The sequence below is a fragment of the Streptomyces sp. NBC_00250 genome, assembly GCF_036192275.1.
In the GTDB taxonomy this organism is placed as follows: Bacteria; Actinomycetota; Actinomycetes; order Streptomycetales; family Streptomycetaceae; genus Streptomyces.
Genome location: NZ_CP108088.1, coordinates 5,500,370 through 5,518,443, shown reverse-complemented (window position 1 = coordinate 5,518,443; position 18,074 = coordinate 5,500,370). Strand labels below are relative to the sequence as shown.

Annotated in this window: 17 protein-coding genes; 8 read left to right on the top strand and 9 right to left on the bottom strand. The window is 73.1% G+C overall.

Annotated elements, in window-relative coordinates:
* Window positions 1-10 precede the first annotated feature (10 nt).
* Window positions 11-2,416: a YfhO family protein gene (locus tag OG259_RS25085; RefSeq protein WP_328944315.1), complete on the top strand. Its 2,406-nt coding sequence runs from the start codon at window positions 11-13 to the stop codon at window positions 2,414-2,416.
* On the opposite strand, the gene OG259_RS25080 is transcribed toward OG259_RS25085, so the two are convergent.
* The 5 genes from OG259_RS25080 to OG259_RS25060 all read right to left on the bottom strand — a co-directional run bounded on the left by OG259_RS25080 (window position 2,406) and on the right by OG259_RS25060 (window position 6,345).
* Window positions 2,406-2,894 carry a hypothetical protein gene (locus tag OG259_RS25080; protein WP_328944314.1) on the bottom strand — a complete coding sequence of 163 codons (489 nt, stop codon included), beginning with the start codon at window positions 2,892-2,894 and terminating at the stop codon, window positions 2,406-2,408. The two genes, OG259_RS25085 and OG259_RS25080, sit on opposite strands and share 11 nt — an antisense overlap.
* A 55-nt stretch (window positions 2,895-2,949) precedes the next feature.
* Window positions 2,950-3,504: a GNAT family N-acetyltransferase gene (locus OG259_RS25075; protein ID WP_328944313.1), complete on the bottom strand. Its 555-nt coding sequence runs from the start codon at window positions 3,502-3,504 to the stop codon at window positions 2,950-2,952.
* On the bottom strand, window positions 3,501-4,235 hold the full coding sequence (locus tag OG259_RS25070; RefSeq protein ID WP_328944312.1) for a DUF2625 domain-containing protein: 735 nt from the start codon (window positions 4,233-4,235) through the stop codon (window positions 3,501-3,503). Before OG259_RS25070 ends, OG259_RS25075 begins: the two co-directional genes overlap by 4 nt.
* Before the next feature lie 131 nt (window positions 4,236-4,366).
* Entirely contained in the window at window positions 4,367-5,398 is a 1,032-nt protein-coding gene (locus tag OG259_RS25065; RefSeq protein WP_328944311.1) for an AraC family transcriptional regulator, read from the bottom strand.
* A gap of 320 nt (window positions 5,399-5,718) precedes the next feature.
* Complete coding sequence (locus OG259_RS25060; RefSeq protein WP_328944310.1) at window positions 5,719-6,345, bottom strand: TetR/AcrR family transcriptional regulator; 627 nt, start codon at window positions 6,343-6,345, stop codon at window positions 5,719-5,721.
* A 111-nt stretch (window positions 6,346-6,456) separates the two neighbouring features.
* Here OG259_RS25060 and OG259_RS25055 point away from each other — a divergent pair, with 111 nt between their 5' ends.
* A complete protein-coding gene (locus tag OG259_RS25055) occupies window positions 6,457-6,879 on the top strand; it encodes a VOC family protein (RefSeq protein WP_328944309.1) in 423 nt (140 codons plus the stop codon).
* A gap of 34 nt (window positions 6,880-6,913) precedes the next feature.
* Here OG259_RS25055 and OG259_RS25050 read toward each other — a convergent pair whose 3' ends face one another.
* Window positions 6,914-7,333 carry a PPOX class F420-dependent oxidoreductase gene (locus tag OG259_RS25050; protein WP_328944308.1) on the bottom strand — a complete coding sequence of 140 codons (420 nt, stop codon included), beginning with the start codon at window positions 7,331-7,333 and terminating at the stop codon, window positions 6,914-6,916.
* Window positions 7,334-7,725: 392 nt separating this feature from the next.
* On the opposite strand from OG259_RS25050, the gene OG259_RS25045 reads away from it, so the two are divergent.
* The 6 genes from OG259_RS25045 to OG259_RS25020 all read left to right on the top strand — a co-directional run bounded on the left by OG259_RS25045 (window position 7,726) and on the right by OG259_RS25020 (window position 15,150).
* Window positions 7,726-8,418 (top strand): ABC transporter ATP-binding protein, encoded by a 693-nt coding sequence (locus tag OG259_RS25045; protein WP_328944307.1) that lies wholly within the window; start codon window positions 7,726-7,728, stop codon window positions 8,416-8,418.
* Entirely contained in the window at window positions 8,415-10,694 is a 2,280-nt protein-coding gene (locus tag OG259_RS25040; protein ID WP_328944306.1) for an ABC transporter permease, read from the top strand. Before OG259_RS25045 ends, OG259_RS25040 begins: the two co-directional genes overlap by 4 nt.
* Window positions 10,695-11,327: 633 nt before the next feature.
* Window positions 11,328-13,421 carry an eCIS core domain-containing protein gene (locus OG259_RS25035; RefSeq protein ID WP_328944305.1) on the top strand — a complete coding sequence of 698 codons (2,094 nt, stop codon included), beginning with the start codon at window positions 11,328-11,330 and terminating at the stop codon, window positions 13,419-13,421.
* 165 nt (window positions 13,422-13,586) lie between these two features.
* Window positions 13,587-13,994 (top strand): hypothetical protein, encoded by a 408-nt coding sequence (locus OG259_RS25030; protein ID WP_328944304.1) that lies wholly within the window; start codon window positions 13,587-13,589, stop codon window positions 13,992-13,994.
* 128 nt (window positions 13,995-14,122) lie between these two features.
* On the top strand, window positions 14,123-14,800 hold the full coding sequence (locus OG259_RS25025) for an RNA polymerase sigma factor (protein WP_443052141.1): 678 nt from the start codon (window positions 14,123-14,125) through the stop codon (window positions 14,798-14,800).
* Complete coding sequence (locus tag OG259_RS25020) at window positions 14,797-15,150, top strand: hypothetical protein (RefSeq protein ID WP_328944302.1); 354 nt, start codon at window positions 14,797-14,799, stop codon at window positions 15,148-15,150. Before OG259_RS25025 ends, OG259_RS25020 begins: the two co-directional genes overlap by 4 nt.
* A 73-nt stretch (window positions 15,151-15,223) precedes the next feature.
* Here OG259_RS25020 and OG259_RS25015 read toward each other — a convergent pair whose 3' ends face one another.
* The 3 genes from OG259_RS25015 to OG259_RS25005 all read right to left on the bottom strand — a co-directional run bounded on the left by OG259_RS25015 (window position 15,224) and on the right by OG259_RS25005 (window position 17,950).
* Window positions 15,224-15,622 carry an LppU/SCO3897 family protein gene (locus OG259_RS25015; protein WP_266892696.1) on the bottom strand — a complete coding sequence of 133 codons (399 nt, stop codon included), beginning with the start codon at window positions 15,620-15,622 and terminating at the stop codon, window positions 15,224-15,226.
* A 121-nt stretch (window positions 15,623-15,743) separates the two neighbouring features.
* Entirely contained in the window at window positions 15,744-17,351 is a 1,608-nt protein-coding gene (locus OG259_RS25010; protein WP_328944301.1) for a protein kinase domain-containing protein, read from the bottom strand.
* The gene (locus tag OG259_RS25005; RefSeq protein WP_328944300.1) at window positions 17,348-17,950 is read right to left on the bottom strand and encodes a hypothetical protein; all 603 of its coding nucleotides are present in this window, start codon (window positions 17,948-17,950) and stop codon (window positions 17,348-17,350) included. The genes OG259_RS25010 and OG259_RS25005 overlap by 4 nt, the downstream gene beginning before the upstream one ends.
* Window positions 17,951-18,074 lie beyond the last annotated feature (124 nt).

Genomic DNA, 18,074 nt, shown 5'->3' with positions numbered 1-18,074 from the left:
TCGAACCGTCATGTCGAACAACAAACGCCCGTGCCTCCTCGCCGCGCTCCTCACCGTGCTCGCCGTCTGCGGCGGCGACGCCGTCGCCCGGGTATTCCCCTTCGGGCCGCGCCACCGGGCCGTCAACGACCTCGCCAACCAGTTCGTGCCGTTCCACGCGCACCTGTGGGACCTGCTGCGCGGCCGGGCGGACGGCGGTCTCCTGCTCGACTGGCAGGCCGGCTGGGGCACCGCCTTCCTCCCCGACTACGGCACCTACCTGTCGAGTCCCTTCGCCCCACTGGTCGCGCTCTTCCCGCGCGGGGACGTCGAGTACGCGGTGTACGCGATCACCGTCCTGAAGACGGCGGTCGCGGCGGCGGCCATGACGTACCTGCTGCGCCGCCTCGGCCCCGGCACCTGGTGGTGGGCGTCGGTCCTGGGCGCCTCGTACGCGCTCTGCGGCTGGTCGCTCGCGGAGGGCACGTACAACCCGATGTGGCTGGACGGCCTGATCGCGTTCCCGCTGCTCTGTCTGGTGGGCGAGTGGGCACGGGAGGGCAGACGGCCCCTGCTCGGCCCGCTGGTGGTCGCGGTCTGCTGGGTCGCCAACTTCTACACGGCGTACATGGCGACGCTCGGCGCGGCCCTCGTCCTCCTCGTCAGGCTGGCGGCGACGGACTCCTTCCGGACGCGCACGGCGCCGACGGACTCCTTCCGGACCCGTGCGGCGGTCCGGGCGCTGGTCCGGGCGACGGTGACGACCGGGATCGGGATCGCCCTCGCGGCCCCCGTCCTGATCCCCGTCCTCCTCGGCTCGCGCCACGCCCACCCGGGCCTGGTCAGGGAGTTCGACCCGGCGCCCGCCACCGACGTGCTCGCCCGGCTGCTCCCGGTGACGTACAGCTTCGCGACCCCGGCGGCCTTCGTCTCCACGGCGGTACTGCTGCTCGTGGGCGCGCTGCTCTTCCGCCGGGACGTCCCCGGCCGGGAGCGGTGGCTGTGGGCGGGCCTGTGCGGGGCGGTCCTGGCCTCGATGCAGTGGGGCCCGACGCACCTCCTGTGGCACGCCTTCGCCACCCCGAACGGCAGCCCGTACCGGCAGACCTTCGTCCTCTCGGGCGTCCTCGTCCTCGCCTCGTGGACGGGCTTCGCCCACGGCCTCCCCGACCGCCGGGCGCTGCTCGGCGGAACGGCGGTCGTGGTGGCCCTGACGGCGGGGGCGCTCCCGAGCCCCTTCCTGACCTCCTGGGCGGTGCTGCTCACGGCGGCGGGCCTGGCGGCGGTGACGGGCGCGCTGCTGCTGCCGGGGCGCGGCCGGTACGGGGTGCTCGCGGCGCTCCTGGTGATGGGCACCCTCGTCGGCCAGGCGTCGGCGACGACGGCGTACGCGGACCGGGAACGCCTGGTCCGGCTCGACGACTACCCGCCGTGGGGCGCCGAGCAGGAACGTCGGGCGGCGGCGCTCGCGCAGGCCGACGGCTGGCCGGCGTACCGCACGGACGCGGGTCTGCCCCGGGTGGCGGGCAACGATCCGCTGCTCCTGGGCGGCCAGGGCGCCGCGTACTACAGCAGCCACACCCCGGCGGTCCTGACGGAGACGCTGACGGCACTGGGCGGCGGCTGGACCTCGCGGGGCCGGAACCTGCTGAGCCTGGACAACCCGGTGACGGACGCGCTGTTCGGGGTGGGGGCGAGGTGGCGGGAGGGTCGGGTGGTCCGCTCGGATCCGCTGCCTCTGGTGACGGTACGACCGCCGGGCCCGTCCCCGGCCTACGGCGCGTCCCCCTTCCGCAACCAGGAACTCCTCCTCGGCACGCGGGTGTACGAGGCTCCGGGGGCCGGCGGTGCGTGCCCGGTCGGCACGGAGGTCTTCCTCTGGGCGCCCGACGCGACGGGCACGGCCCGCCTGGGCACGTACGAGACCCGTCTGCTGGGCGGCCGGCCGAAGCGCCGGGCGGCGATGACGTCGCTGGGCGTGCAGGAGAGGGCGGGATTGGTGGCGCAGGTCCCGCGCGGCGGCGGCGCCGAGATCGGCTGCCTGGACCACGACCGCCTGCGGACGGCCCTGACGGCGCTCCGCGCCCGGGCGGCGACGTCGGTCGAGGTCACGTCCGACGGCCTGACGGCCACGCTGCCACCCGGCACGACGGGCACCGTGGTGGTGGCGGCCCCGAGGATCGCGGGCTGGCGCTGCGGGAACGCGAAGGCCGGTTCGTACGGCGGCCTGCTCGCGATCGGGGCCGGACCGGGGACGACAAGCGTGACCTGCGAGTTCCGCCCTCCGGGCCTCCGCGCGGGCCTCGCGGCGGGGGCGACGGGCGCGCTGCTGCTCGCCGCGCACCTGTGGCTCGGTGTCCGGACCCGCCGGAGGACGCGGACCCCGGCCGCCCGGACCCTCCCGGGGGCCGAGGATCCGGCCTCGCTCAGCTCGTGACGGCGACGATGCGCCAGCCCACGGCGCCGGCGGCGCCGGGCCGTCCCGGGACGGTGAGCGAGAGCACGGCGGGCGCGCCGGCGATCCGGTGCGTCACGGGAACGCCGTCGCACGGCACGGCCCGGATCTCCTCACCGCCGAGGGTGGGCACGACGGCCCCCTCGCCGGAGCAGACGAGAGCCAGCTGGTAGGCGGCCCCCTTCTTCAGCGGGGTGCGGAGAGACACCCCGTCCTCCACCCGCTCGGTCCCGGACGCCACGAAGGCGGGATCGTCGGGGGAGACGGTGTCCAGGGCAGCCTTGACACGCTTCTCCTGCGCTGCCGCCGCCGTACCGCGCTGCGTCGGCGCGGATGTGGCGGGTGAGGTGGCCGAGGTGGCCGCCGGGGCGGGCGCTTGGTCGGTGCACCCCACACCCCCGACCCCGAGAAGCCCGAGCGCGGCCCCCGTCAACAGATACGTGCGCAGCCTGGTCGTCAACTGATCTCCCCGTGGTGTGGTTAGGACGTCCCCCGAACCACGACGCTAGGTCACCTCACGCGGGCGCCGGACCGCAATGCGGCTTCTCTGAGGAAGACTTGAGGTCGGGAACCCTCCGCTCCCAGCGGATCTCGCCGTCCTCCACCCGGTCCGTGGGCGTGAGGCCGGCCGCTCGGGCGACCGTCGCCGAGGCCGTGTGGTCCGGGTGGACGTGGGCCACGATCGTGTGGGCGCCACGCTCCGTCAGAAGGGCGATCAGGGCCTCGGCCGCCTCCCGGGCGATGCCCCGCCCCTGCCACGCCGTGCCGGTCACCCAGGCGACCTCCGCGACCCGGCCGTCCTCCGTGAGCGTCGCCTGTACGGTTCCGGTCAGCCGGTTCTCGGCGCGGAGCCGGACGACCCAGTTGCACCAGCGCGTCGCCGGGTCCGGCGAGCCGGCCGCCAACCGCTCGTATCGCGCCCGCAGTTCGGGCGCGGTCAGCGGGGCGCCGCCGATGAAGGCGTGCAGGGCCGGGTCGGCGAGGACCCCCGCCATCTCCTCGGCGTGCGCGACCGTGAGCGGCACGAGGTCGAGGCGGCGGGTCCGTACGGTCCCTCCGTCCGTGCTCATACGTTCCCCAGGAAGCCGGGGTCCGTCTCGCCGAGCCCCAGGCTCGTCTCCCGCTCGAACTCCAGGAGTTCCGCCGTCGTCACGACGCGTCGGCTGGTCGCGGCCAGGTCGCTGTGCGCCTCCTTCGACCACAGCGGCGGGTAGAGGGTGAGCCCCCGGTCGGCGTCCAGCGAGCGGACCTCGTCCTGCCAGCCGGGCCAGCGCAGCCCCTCGTAGAACTCCCCGGTGCCGCCGGACAGCATCCACGACAGCCAGGCCGCGTACCCGGCGCCCAGCGCCTCCCAGCTCAGCGAGTCCGGCGCGAAGTACACCATCTCGCCGGGCTGCCCCGGCAGCCCGACCTCGTCCGCGGTCCCGCCCTGGATGACGAACACCCCGCCGAGGACGTCGTGCGCCACGACGAGCCCCGCCCCGGGCCGCCACCCCGGGTCGGTCCGCGCGTCGGCGGGGTAGTCGTTGACCCGCGCGAGCGACGGCATCCGCCGGTCGTTGTCGTCGGCGGGGCTGCCGTACACCCGCAGCCAGCCGTCGTCGACGAACGCCCCGCCGCTGTGCAGGACGAACGCCCCCAGGAACGACCGCACGGTCACCTGCGTCCGCAGCAGCGTGTCCGCGCCCCGCACCGCGTCGGGGTCCAGCACCTCGACGGGCACGGATGCCGTCCGCAGCTTCTCACCGAGGGCCGGCCACGCCGGGTCCTCGACCTCGATCAACTCGCTCAGTTCACGCACCGGAGCATGCTCGCACGCCCGCCGCCGCCGTCCATGTCCCAGACTCCCTGACCGTTTCGCTTCCCCATGAGACGTCCCCCGTCTTCGTGTGTGCACTCGAACGAACGGCTCCGAGCCTAGGAAGACCATGATCAGCGGGCTGTGCGCCCGGCGCACGATTCTTTGACGCTCGGCGCACGCCCCGACCGGCTCCCCAGCGTCCACGCGCGGAACTCGGTCGGGCTCACCCCGTACGCCTCCCGGAACGACCGGCTGAACACCGCCGGGCCGCTGAACCCCCATCGCGCCGCGATCGCGTGCACCGGATGCGTGAGCAGCTCGGGCCGTTCGAGGTCCGCCCGGCACCGTTCGAGCCGCCGCCGCCGGATGCGGGTCTGGACGGTCTCGCCGTCGCCCCTGAAGAGCTGGTGGAGGGTGCGGACCGAGAGGTTGTGGTGGGCCGCCACGGCGACCGGGGTCAGGTCCGGATCACCGAGGTTGTACTCGATGAACACGTGGATCCGGCGGAGCAGCGCCCGCGCCCGCACCTCGGCGGGGAGCTGCTTCCCGGCGTCCGTGTTCTGTGCCAGGCAGGCCGCCGCGAGATCGATCGCGGTGGCCCCGATCCGGCTCAGTTCGTCCGGCGTGCACGCGCCGCCGTGCGCGACGAGCGAGCGCAGGAAGTCGGCGAGGATCGCCCCCAGTCCGCTGCCGCCCGGCATCCGGCGGGCGAGCAGCCGGTCGAGCCGGTCGGCACGCAAGGGCAGGAGGTCTCGCGGGAGTTGGAGGATCACCAGCTGTCCGGGGTCGCCGTCGGAGACGTACCGCGCGTCGGAGGGCCGTGAGGTGTCCCAGAAGACGAGGTCCCCGGCCTCGGCCTCGCAGCTGTTCCCGTTCTGGACGAGGGTCATGGCGCCCTTGGTCACGAGCCCCAGCTGGTACTGCTCGGGGTCGCCCCGTCTGATCAGCGCGGGCGTGCGCTGCGAACGCAGCGGCGAGTAGGCGACCTTGGACACCTGGAGCTCCCCCAGGTCGAGGAGGGCCGCCTCGGCCGTGAAGCCGGCGGGCCGCTCGCCGCCGAGCATGGTCAGCCTGGTGGGCATGACCTCCCGCGCGATCGTGTCCGCGAACCACTCGAACCGCTCCCCGCCGGGCAGCTCCCCCGACGACACCACCGACCACATCGACCGATTCCCCCGATCCCCCGACTCGACTCGACCACGACGGTCAAGACGATCAAGACTCCCAAGATGACGTTGGCCAGAATGCAGTGGCGCGAACGCAATCGCCGCAGGGTTTCACCACCGGCGTGGCGCGCCGGCCCTCCGGCGCTTCGGTGATCCGCTCGTCGCCATCGGCTGCCGGAACGCCCCCGGACCTCTTCGGCCGGCTGGACCACTTCCTGTGCCGGCTGGACCACTTCCTGTACGTACGCACCCGTGGACGGAACGCCCGCAGACCGGGTCCGCACCCTCACCCGCACCCGCACCCTCACCCGCGAGCTCTACGACCGCCGACCACCCCGGGCCCCGCCCCGGATCCCGCTCAGCAACCCGTCCAGCGCCCCCACCGCCTGCTCCAGGGACTCCGCCGGGGTACCGCTCCGTGCCAGCCACAGCGCGGCCTCGTTCATCGCGCCCGACAGCAACCGTGCCAGCGGTTCCACCGGCTGTTCGGTGACGATGCCCGCCTCCACCAGGCCCGTCAGCGCCTCCGACAGGTGTCGCGCCGAGGACTCCTCGTCGAGGGCTCGCCACTCCTCCCACCCCAGTACCGTCGGCGCGTCGACCAGCACGATCTGCCGTACGGCCGGGTCCGATCCGGCCGCCAGGAAGGCCCGGCAGCCGGCGCGCAGCTGCTCCCAGGGGTCGGTCTGTTCGTCCGCCGCGGCGGCGACCCGCTCCCCCAGCTCCCCCTGGACCTCGGCGACCACCGCCCGGAACAGCCCCTCCTTGCTCTCGAAGTGGTGGTAGGCGGCCCCCTTGGTGACGCCCACCGCCCGGGCCACCTCCGCGAGGACCACGCCGTGGTAGCCGCCCTCGGCGAACCGTCGGCGCCCCTCGGCCAGGAGGGCCCGTCGGGTCGCCGCCCGTTGCTCCGCCCGATTGCCCGCCGTCCGCTCGTCCGGCACAGCCGCACCACCCTTCCCATTTCGCATACCCGGGGTATGTTAGCTCCGACAGTTCACATACCCTGGGTATGCGAAAGCGGCGCCCGCGCCGAAGACGAAGAGGAGTCATCCATGAAGACCGGACTCACCGGCTTCTACCCCGTGATCTGCACCCGCGACGTCGCCGCCTCACGCGACTTCTACACCCGCCACCTCGGCTTCGCCCCGACCTTCGAGGCCGACTGGTACGTGAGCCTCCACCGCCCCGACGCGCCGCACTACGAGCTCGCCCTGCTCGACCACAGCCACCCGACCCTCCCCGAGGGCCACCGCACGCCCGTCCGGGGCGGCCTGCTGCTCAACTTCGAGGTCGAGGACGTGGACGCGGAACACCGCCGTCTGATCGGCGAGGCCGGGCTCCCCGAACTCCTCCCCCTGCGCACCGAGGACTTCGGCCAGCGCCACTTCATCCTCGGCGCCCCGGACGGCGTACTGGTCGACGTCATCACCACGACTCCGCCGACCGAGGAGTACGCCGCCCGGTACACCCTCTAGGAGAGGGCCTCGGCGCTCAGCGCGGCGAGGCGCCTCAGAAGGGCGCCCTGGTGGCGCTACCGAGGATCTTGGTCGGCGTGATGCGGGCGACCACACGGACGTGTTCCGGCGGAGCCTCCTCGTACTCCTTGCCGCCGCCCGGACCGAGGTACTCCTCGGCGATGCGGACGGCCACCGCCCGGCCGGTGTCCTCGGCGAGGGTGGCCGTGCCGCGTATCTCGACGTACAGATCGGGGTCGGCGGGGTCGAAGACGGTCAGGCCGACGCGGGGGTCCCGGAGCATGTTCAGCGCCTTGCGTCGGCTCTGCTCCGTGGAGATCAGCAGCTCGCCGCCGTCCCGGCTGACCCAGACCACCGAACTCTGCGGGGCGCCGTCGGGGTTGAGGGTGGCCAGGACGGCCATGTGCGGGGCGTCGAGCAGGCCACGCACGGTTTCGTTCATCTCAATGGTCATGCCGGGAAGGCTATTCGGGACCTCCGGGAGGTGCACCGGAATACCTGTCCGCTGTCCGAGGCCGACGGCAATCGGACGGCGTGGCCGGGCGACGGCTCGTGCCCAAGCCGGCCTTCGGAACCACCCGTGAGGCGTTCTCGGCCGGTTCGACGAGTTTCGACATCGCCCATCAAGCCAATCGGCCGAGAAAACCCCCAGAAAATCCGACGCTTGAAAACATAAAATCGAACGAAGCTTTGCATCTGCCATCGGATGGGTCGGCTTGGTCGGCCAGGTCGGATCGGATCGAGCAACACGGCGGAGGCAAGGGCCGATTCCGTCACGTGACCCACGTGGCCGCCCGGACCACCGCGGTCCCGGCGGCTGCCCGGGCAGCAGAGTGAGGACAGCAAATGGGCACCGAAACCATGCGACCCGTCCTGGAGATCGAAGGACTGGCACACTCTCTCGGCGCGCGAACTCTCTTCGCCGAACTTTCACTGACCTTGCGGAGCGGCGAGTCCGTCGCCGTGACCGGCCCCAGCGGATCGGGCAAGAGCACGCTGCTGTCCTGCGTACTGGGCCTGATCACACCGACCGCGGGATCGGTGAAGGTGGCGGGCACCGACATCGTCGGGCTGCGACCCGCCGGCCTGGCCCGACTGCGCGCCCGGACGGTCGGCATGGTCTTCCAGTTCGGGGAACTGCTCCCCGAGTTGAGCCCCTTGGACAACGTGATGCTCGCGGCCCTGCTGGCCCGTACCGACCGCCTCGGGGCCCGGGACAGGGCCCGGCGACTCCTCGACGAGCTCGGCGTGCCCCCGGCGGCGACGAGCGACGAGCTGTCCGGCGGCGAGCGCCAGCGGACCGCGGTGGCCCGTGCCCTGATCAACGAACCCGCTCTGCTGCTCGCCGACGAACCGACCGGCGCGCTGGACACGGAGACGCGCGACCGCACGGCCGAGCTGCTCTTCGACCTGCCCCGGCGCTACGCGTGCGGGCTGCTCGTGGTCACCCACGACCCGGTCATCGCCGCACGGGCCGACCGCATACTGCGCCTCGAAGCGGGCGTCCTGCGGCCGATGACCTCCGGCGCGTCCGCATGACCGCCGCGACACGCGCGAACCCGGTGACACGCGTCGGGGACGGCCTGGCGCTCGCGCGTCGGCTCCTCGCCATCGGGCGGGTGGCGGGCCGGCGCGCCGAGGCGGGCGGCGTACGCTTCACCGCCCTGCTCCTCGCGACGCTGACCCTCGCTCTCGGCCTGGGGAGCCTCGTCGCCGTCCACGCCGTGTACGCGGGCAAGGAGGAGCGCCGGGCGGCCAGGACTCCCGTCGCCCCCGACGAGGCCCTGAAGGAGACGTCAGACGCCACGGCCTGGCTGGTGGGGTCCGACTCGCTCGACGGCGAACGCCGGTTCAGCGTCGTGTACTTGTCCCCGCTGAAGGGGGACGCGCCCCTGCCGCCGGGGCTCGACCGCTGGCCGGCGCCGGGCGAAGCGGTCCTGTCCCCGGCCCTGCGGAGAGCGGGCGCCGGTGAGGACATCGACCACCGCTACGGCCCACTGGCCGGCACGATCGGCGAGCGGGGACTGGACGAGCCGTCCGAGTGGCTCGCGTACGTACGGCCCCGCGACCCCCTGGACGCCGAGCGGCCCCATGCGGTCGTCACCGGGTTCGGCCCGGCTGCCGGGCGGGTGTCGGGCAGCCTGGAGCCCGGCTCGGGCCGGATGGACGAGAAACCCGAGTGGATGTTCCAGGCCGCGGTCCTCGGCATGCTCGGCCTGCCGGCCGTCGCCCTGTTGGTCGTGGCGGCGCGCACCGGTGCTCACGCCCGTGACCGCAGGACCGCGCTCGTCGCCGCGCTCGGCGGACGGCGGCGGGACCGGGCGCTGATCGCGAGCGGCGAGGCCGGGCCTCCGGCCCTGCTCGGCACAGGTGTCGGGGCCGTGGCGGTCGCCGTGGCCGTCCTGTACGACGTCCGTATCCCCTACACCGAATACGTCCTTTCCTCCGCCCATCTGCGTCCGTACGGCTGGGCGGCCGCACTCACCCCGCTCGCGGCGCTCCTGGTCGTCCTGACGGCCGTGGTCCTCGCCGACCTGGCGCCCCGTGGGAGCGCGTCCGGAACACGGCCGCGCGGCGCGTCCCGCAGCACCTGGCTGCCCCGCCTCGCCGTGCTGTGCCCCCTCATGATCGTCCTGGCGGTGTGGGGCCCCGAGTTCTTCCCACCGGACACCCCGACGCGCACGCTCGCGAGCTGGGCGGGCATCGCCGGCACGATCCTGACCCTTCCCGCGGCCATCGCGACCGTCACCGCCAAGGCCGGGAACCTGCTCGCCCGGCAGGGACGGAAGCACGACCTGCCCGGAACGCTCATCGCGGGCCGGCGCACCAGCGCCCATCCCGGCGGGACGGCCCGGCTCGTCAGCGGTGTCTCGATCGCGCTCATCCTGCTCATGCAGGCCATCGCCTGGCAGGGGCTGTTCGGGGCGCAGGCCACCGAGGCACGGCAGACCCTCGACCGCATCGGCCACGGCATGGTCGTCGTCGGCGCCCGCGGGGAGGTGTCCGCCTCCGCCATGGCCGCGTTCCTCACCCGCGCCGAGGGGGCCGAGGCCGTCCTGACCACGCTTCAGCGCGACGGCCGGGACACGCGCATGACCCTGGACGGCGACTGCGCCGCCCTGACCGCACTGGGGCTGCCCTGTCCGGCACGCGAGAGACGTCTCGACGCGCTACCGACGGACCCGCGACTGCGGGAGCTGGTCCGCCGGACCCCTCGACCGGATCCGAAGCTCCTCGTCCGTCGCACCGACACCCGGACGCTGGCGGAACGCGCCGCTCCCTATGCCGCCGGTGCGACCCTCGTCCTCGTGCGCCCGGACGGACGGTCGCTCTCCGTGCCCGCCCTCAAGCGCCTGTCGTACGAGGTGTTCCCACGCGGCGCGGCCATCAGGGCCCCGGGCGAGGATCAGCTCACCGCGGGCGTCCCCAACCGTGACCAGGGGCGCTGGAGCGCCCTGTTCGGCATGTTCGGCATCGCCGTGCTCGCCACGACGGCGGGCCTCGGCGCGATGGCGGAGTTCCTGCGGCAGGGCCGCGCGCTCGCGCCCCTGTCCGTACTCACCGGCGGGCTACGGGTCTTCCGTACCAGCGCGGCATGGTCGGTCCTCGCCCCGCTGGCCCTCGCCGGATCCGCGGGCACCGCCGTGGCGACCGCACTCGCGGCGCCGGTCTCCGCCGGCGGCGAGTCGTACATCACCGGAGGGCTGATCGTTTCGGCGACCGGCGTCGTCCTGGTGGTCAGCGTGCTCCTGTGGACCTGGGCCTCGCGGGTCGCCGTCCGGCAGGCGCGGGAGTGGCGCCCGAGCGGGGACTGACTCACGCGCCCGTACGGCGAAGCTCCGCCGCGTCCGCCTCGCAGTACGGGCACCGGCCGGGGTCCGGGGCGCGGAAGGCCGTCTCGTCGCGCGTGACGCCACGGAGAGCAGCATGCGGGCTTCGTGGCGCCGCAGGCCGAGGCAGGAACTCGACGTACTTGAAGGGACGTCGGGACGGACCACGTCGTGGCCCCGAACGATCCGGTCGTCGGTGACCGATGTCTGCCCCGATGTCTGCCCCGGCGGACCTGCCGGCCGGGGCGTCGAGCAGGTCTCGTGGGGCTGTCCACACCGTCGGCGAAAGACACCAAGACGATGCAGCACGATCACGGCCCCGAGCACACCACCGACAGACAGCCCTCAGCACCCAGGAAGTCGGAGCCACCGAGCGGGGCAGGACTCGCCGCGCTCCAGCGAACCGCGGGCAACGCCGCGGTCGTACGGTTTCTGCAGCGCGCCGGCCACCCCTATGCCGAGCCACCCGCACCGGAATCGGAACAGCACCGGCACGGGGCGGGCTGCGGCCATCCGCAGACGGCGGAACAGCCCCGCCCGCCCTCCGTGCAGCGGTCCGCCGTCCACGACGTCCTGAAGGGCGCCGGGCGCCCTCTGGACACCCCGGTCCGTGAGGACATGGAGGCCCGGCTCGGCGCCGACTTCTCCGACGTCCGCGTCCACGACGACAGCGCCGCCCGCACCTCGGCCACCGAGGTCGGCGCCCGCGCCTACACCAGCGGCAACCACATCGTCATCGGCGACGGCGGAGGCGACAAGCACACCCTCGCCCACGAGCTCACCCACGTCATCCAGCAGCGCCAAGGCCCCGTCGCCGGCACCGACAACGGCTCCGGCCTCGCCGTCAGCGACCCCTCGGACCGCTTCGAGCGGGCGGCCGAGGCCAACGCCACCCGGGTGATGCGAAGCGCCGCGCCCCTGCGCGACGACACCGCCGACCCCCGCCGCGGCGCGTCGGAGACTCCGACCGGGCCGGTCGCCGTGCAGCGGATGGACTGGGAACCGGCGCGGCTGCCCCGGCTCACGCGTGAGCGCTCGTTCAACCTCACCGGACCTGGCCCCACGAGCGGTTTCATGGCCGACGTCCCGGTGCACGGGGAACACGCGCAAGCGGTCCGCATGGCCGACGTCCTGGTGGGCCAGATACAGCTGAGCGACAACGAAAGGCCGCCGACCCAGTTCGGCACCCAGGAAGACCACATCGTCGCATGGACGCTCATCAGAGAGACACTGAAGGCCTTCTCCCACCGCCCCGCACGCGCTTTGATCGAGTACATCCGAAGCGGGACCCAGAAACTTTCCCAGCAATCCACAGAAAGAGGTCTCTATACGCAATCAGCCCTGCCTCAGGCTCCGGCAGACTTTTCGGAGAAGATAACGGAAACCCAGGACCTCATTCGCCAGATGATGAACAACCCGGCCCCTCTGACCGAGTGGAGGACCGGTCTTTCCAGGCTCATCAGGCTGTATGTGGAGGCTTATCAGCTCAGCCCTCTCGCCACGCAGAAGGGAAATTCCGGGGGTCACGGCGAGGGCAGCACCATGGCCTACCTCCGCGGTCAGGAGAGGCTGGCCGCGAACCAGAGGGAGCCCGCGCAGACGCTGGAGAGTTATGTGAACTCCCTCCACGAGACGCCGAGGAATCAGCAGCTGACGGCGCGCACCCAGGCCGAGCTCTGGGAGAACATCGGAGTGGCCTTCCCCGGCGTCGCGGGCTCGGCGGGTCGACAGCCGTACGCGCTGCCCCAGCAGCAGCAGCCCACCTATGCGGATGCGATCATCCAGGGCCTGATCGAACCCCTGCACTTCGGCAAGCTGGACTCGGGCTTCACCGTCATGCTGTCGGTCGAGACCTACAGCGACGGACGGCAGTACGTCGACGAGGCACTCATGAGCCAAAGGGAGCGACCTCCGACCCAGTACGGCGGAACGACACAGAGATCACACACGATCGCCTGGAAACTCACCCACGAAGCGGCTGTCAATTCCCTCAGCGGAAAGCCTGTCGGCAACGTACTGGAATGGGCGGCAAGCACACTTCAATACTGCGTACGGTCCGGCGCCCCGAAGGGTGAGAATTCGGACTGGATGAGGCTCGGCGCCCAACTGGAGAACAAACTCGCAGCGTGCCGCACCGCACTTGCATCCAGAGTTCCGGACCATGTCTGGGCAACCGCACTCAGCAATCTCGTCCGCGGCTGCCTCACCCTGGAGAATTCCAGCCGCATGGCCACGGGCGGTGGCGCCGCAGATGAGCTGGGAGCCGCTCTGGGACATGGAGAGGGCGCGCTCCACGCGACATTGCGCCGATACGATTCCAGGCAGGAGAATTACACCCGGGAAGAAGCCAGGGAACGAGCCGTCGGATTCCTCGACACCGGCGCGGTGCGCTCGCGACTGGTGCGCCAGGTGTCCGAGATGATGGAACAGGGCGCCACCGGCAGGCGATCCCAGAGACACCAGAAGTCCACGGACGTCCTCGCGGACGAGGTCGCCCGCCGGTTCAACGAGCTGCTCGACGGCCAAGCCGCCACTCCCATCCTCGATCGTTGGGTGGCAAGCAGCCGGGAGGCCTACCCGAACGTCGACTACGGGTCCGAGGCCGACCTCCGCAACACGGCACTCGCGCAGCTCCTGGTACCCCGCCAGGGCCAGAACCTCGGTCGCCCTTTCACCGACGCGGAGAGGAGCCTGTTCCCCAACCGCTACTGACACGGTCGCCGGCCGGGTCGCCCCGCGCCGAGACCCGGCGGCGACCCCGCGGAAGATTTCCGGACCCGGATCGCAACCTCGGGGGGTGACGCACGTCTGGTGGGTTGAAGGCGCCCTTCAGCTGATCCACCAGACCGTGTCCGTCCCCTTCCTCGGGAGAACCCCATGTCCAGCCACAGCAAGCGGACCTTCCGCCCCCGCCCCCGGATCCTGGGCGTCGTCGCCGGTGCCGCGCTCCTCCTCGGCGGCGGCTTCGCCGCTCAGGCCATCGCCGACTCCGGTCCGCGGCCCGCCCCGGCCACGCCGAAGGTGACCGCCCCGGACGCCGCCCCCGAGGCCGCCCCGGCCCCGGCCGACGCCCCGAAGCCCGCCACGCCGAAGGCCGAGGCCCCGAAGCCCGCCGCGCCCGAGGCCGCCCCCAAGGTCGTCGACGCCGCCACGCCCGCCCCGGCCCCGGCCGCCAAGCCGGCGGTCAAGCCGGCGGCCGATCCCAGCGCCACTCCCGCCCCGGCTCCCGCCCCCGCCGAGGCCGCACCCCGCGTGATCAAGCCCGGCACCGGCGTCCGGAAGTAGGCATCGGGAAGTAGGCATCAGGAAGTAGCCGCGCCCAGCGGTGGACCGCGGGGCGGGCGACCGGGTCGGGCTTGCGCAGGTCCCGGTCCGGTCGCCCGTCCTCCCGCAACGGATCGAGGACCGTGCACTTGTCGTACGCCGTACCCGCAGCCGTACCCGTGCCCATGGCCGTACCCATGGCCGTACCCACGGACCGGCCGCCGCCCTGGTGGGCCCGGCTGCTCGCCAGGGTGTCCCGGACCCGGGCCGACGACGCTCCGGGGGCGGTACGCGGGCGGCATCTGCACGCGGTGGGCACCTCGTACGCCTCCGAACCGCCGCCGCCCACCCTCACCGAGCTGTACCGGGCCCGGCGGCTCGACATGGTGCGGCTCGCACTCTTCCTGGTCGACGACCTGCACAGCGCCGAGGACGTCGTCCAGGACGCGTTCGCCGCCGTGTACCGGACGTACGGCACCTCCCTCCACGGGCTCCAGGACCCGGGCGCGTACCTGCACACCGCCGTGGTCAACGCGGCCCGCTCCGTGCTGCGCAGGCGCCGCACCGCGCGCGCGTACACCCCGCCCCACCCGGTCGCCGGGGCACCCGTCGACGAGGGACTGCTGCTCGCCGAGGAGCACCGGCAGGTGCTCGACGCGCTCGCGGAGCTGACCCGGCGCCAGCGCGAGGTCCTCGTCCTGCGCTACTGGTCGGAACTGACCGAGGCACAGATCGCGCAGACGCTCGGGATCTCGCGCGGCACGGTGAAGTCCACCGCGAGCCGCGCGCTCGACGCCCTGGAGAAGAAGCTGGAGGCGGACCGATGAGACCGCATGCCGAGGAGCCCCGCACCGCCACCGAGGAGCGGCTGCGCGCCGCGTTCGCCGCCCGCGCCGACCTCGTCACGTACCGGGACCTGCGGTGCGACGCACCTCCGCGGGGGCGGACTTGGGGGCTGCGGCGGGTGCGCGGGGTCGCCTTCGCGGGGCTCGGCGCCGCCGCCGCCGTGGCAGCCGCGTATCTGCTCGTCCTGCTGCCCGGTGGGCCGGTCGCGCCGACTCCGGCGCCGCCCGCCCGTCCCCCGGGCGTCAGCGAACCCCCGCTGACGCCCACGCCCGCCCCGGCCGACCCGTCCGTCGCCGATCCGGGGGCGGTCCCGCAGCCCGCCGAGCCGTGACCGGCGAACATGCGCGAAGGGCCGGAACCCCGGTGGGGGTTCCGGCCCTTCGCGGAAGGCGTGTTCGCGCGAACTACTTCGCGGGGACCTCTTCCAGGCACAGCACGAACTTGTCCGACTCCAGCTGCTGCGCGAGCGCCGACAGCTCCTCGCCGCACTTGTTGACGTCGAAGGTGTCGTCGATGACCTTGACGACCTTGAACAGGTCGGCCTTGCCCGAGGAGCAGTCCGTGGTGTCGACCTTGGGGTCGTTGTCCGGGCCCGTCACGGTGACGCACTCGCCGGCCTTGGCGTGCACCGGGGCGTCGCCGGTGAGGTAGGGCAGGCCGAGCTTCACGGCGAGGGCGACGGCGATCGCGACGACGACACCGCCGACCTTCTTGAGGATGCGGCTGCCCTTCTTCGCGGGCGCGGCGGGCTGCTCGGGAGCGGCGGGCTGCTCGGGGGTGAAGGGCGCGGGCGGCGTCGTCATGAGGGATTCCTTGGGGACGCGGACATGATCAGACGCGAACGTTACATGCGCTAAAAAGGATAAAAAGGATCATCAAGATCCACTGACCGATCAGTTGCCGAGTCGTGATCCTGTCGCTCCGTCAGGAGCGCGGTCCCAGCTGCCGCTGGTGCTCCAGCGCCCGCCGCAACTCCGCCGGAAGCGGGTGATACGGCCCGTACGCGCGCTCCGCGTCGAACAGCAGCCGCTGGAGCTGGTCCTGCCCGGCCGCGTGCTCACCCGTCGCCACGAGCAGCAGCGCGATCCGCTGCCGGATGTCGAAGGCGCGGGCCGGATCACCCTCGTAGTACGGCAGGACCGCACGGAACTCGGCGAGCGCGGCGGCCGTCTCCCCCAGCTGCTCCAGGCACAGGGCGGCGTCATAACGGAATTGAAGGGCCTGCGGATCCGCCGGGCCCGCCTCCGCGTCGCGGTCCGCCGCGAGGCGGCGCAGCTCCGGCAGCGCGCGCCGGTACTGGCCGTCGTCCATGAGCGTGGACGCGAACTGCTTGCGCAGGATGCGGACGACCGGCGACCGCTCGCCGTGCTCGGCCGCGGCGGCGGGCAGGATGCCGCCGAGCATGTCCACGGCCTGCGTGAGCGCCCCCTCCCCCAGCAGCCTCTTGACCTCTTCGACGGCGGCGGCGACGTCGGGACGGGCGGCCCCGGCGGAGGGGGGCGGCGGCTGCGGCGGCGCGTACGGCGCCCTCGGGTCGGTCCGGGGGGCGGTGGGCGGCAGGGGCGGCGGAACGGGCGGCGCAGGAACGGCCGGAGCGGCCTGCGGCCCGGCGGTCACCGCCGGACGGTCCGGCCAGGGCGCGTGCGGGCGGAGGAACGGCCGGGTCGGGTCCATCGGGCCCGCCGGGGCCCCGCGCGCGGGGAGCAGCGGCAGCAGGTGCTCGTACACCTCGTGCGCGCCGGAGGGCCGTTCCCTCGGGTCCTTGGCGAGCAGCCGGAGGACGAGTGCTTCGAGGACCTCGGGGACTTCGGGCCGCAGCTGACGGATCGCCACGGGAGGCTCGTACAGATGCCGGTGCAGGACCCCGAGCGCGGTGGATCCGGCGAACGGCACGTTCCCGCTCAGGAGTTCGTGGAGGAGCACCCCGAGCGCGTACAGGTCGGTGCAGGGTCCCACCGCGCCGCCCATGGCCTGCTCGGGCGCCATGTAGGCCGGGCTGCCGATGGGGGAACCGGTGTGGGTGAGGCGGGTGGTGTCACTGTCCAGGACGGAGGCGACGCCGAGGTCGAGGACGATGACGGACCCGTCGGGGCGGACCATCACGTTCCGCGGCTTGAGGTCGCGGTGCACGATCGGCACGGCGTGGACGGCGGCGAGGACCGCGCACAGCTGCGCGGCGACGCTGACCGCCCACTCCCAGGGGTACGGGTCGTGCTCGGCGAGATGGTCGGCGAGGTCGGCGCCCGCCACGTACTGCATGACGAGATACAGGTCCTCGCCCTCGCTGCCCGCGTCGTGGACGGTGACCAGACCGGGGTGGTCGACGCGCGCGGTCACCCGGCACTCCCGCACGAAGCGGCGGCGCAGCTCGTCGGCGGCGGTGGCCGGGCCCGTCATGGTGGCCGGCCGGAGCAGCTTCACCGCGACCCGGCGGTCGAGCCTCCGGTCGTACGCCGTCCAGACCTGGCCCATGCCGCCCTGCCCGATGACGGTGGCGAGCTCGTAACGCCCGCCGATGACCCGCCCGTTCATGCCCGACCGTCGTCTTCTCCGGTGTGCCGGAGCAGCTCGCTCAGTTCGTCGAGCTCGGCACGGACCTGGTCGATGCGGGGGGCGCTGCGGGGAGCGTGGGGGGTGGCGGGACCGGGGAAGGCGCCGGACGGGGGTTCGCCCGCGTACGGGTTCTGGGCGACGGGCCCGCTGGGCGTGGTGACGGCGGTGCCGTACGCGTAGCCGAGCGGCCGGTGCTGCGGCTGCGTGCGGAGCGGGTCGAAGTGGCGGATCTCCGCGACCAGGTAGTACGTGATCGAGCCGGCCGACAGGAGCACGATCGCGCCGATCCCGAGGAAGGCCTCCAGATCGCCGCTCTCCTTCTCCGCCGTCACGACGATGTACGTGAAGAGCGCGGCCGACCCGAGCAGGGCCAGTACGAACAGCGCCCAGTCCCGCGCCTTACGGGTGATGATCGCGAGCCGCAGCAACGGCGCCCAGCCGAGAAAACCGCAGCTGAGCAGGGAAAGCGCGCAGAACAGCACGCGCAGGGCGACGAGCCCGCCGGGGACGGGGGCCTTCGGCGGCTGCGCCGGCTGAGGCGACTGCGGGGCGTGCGGGGCCTGGGGAGGGCCGTACATTCCTGCTGCTCCTGCTCGAACGGATCGGGTGCGGAGACGAGCGTATACACCGATTCGGACAGCGGATCCGGGATACCCCGAACCGTTGCCGAGAGGAGCCCCCGCGAGGTGCCGCGCGAGCCGC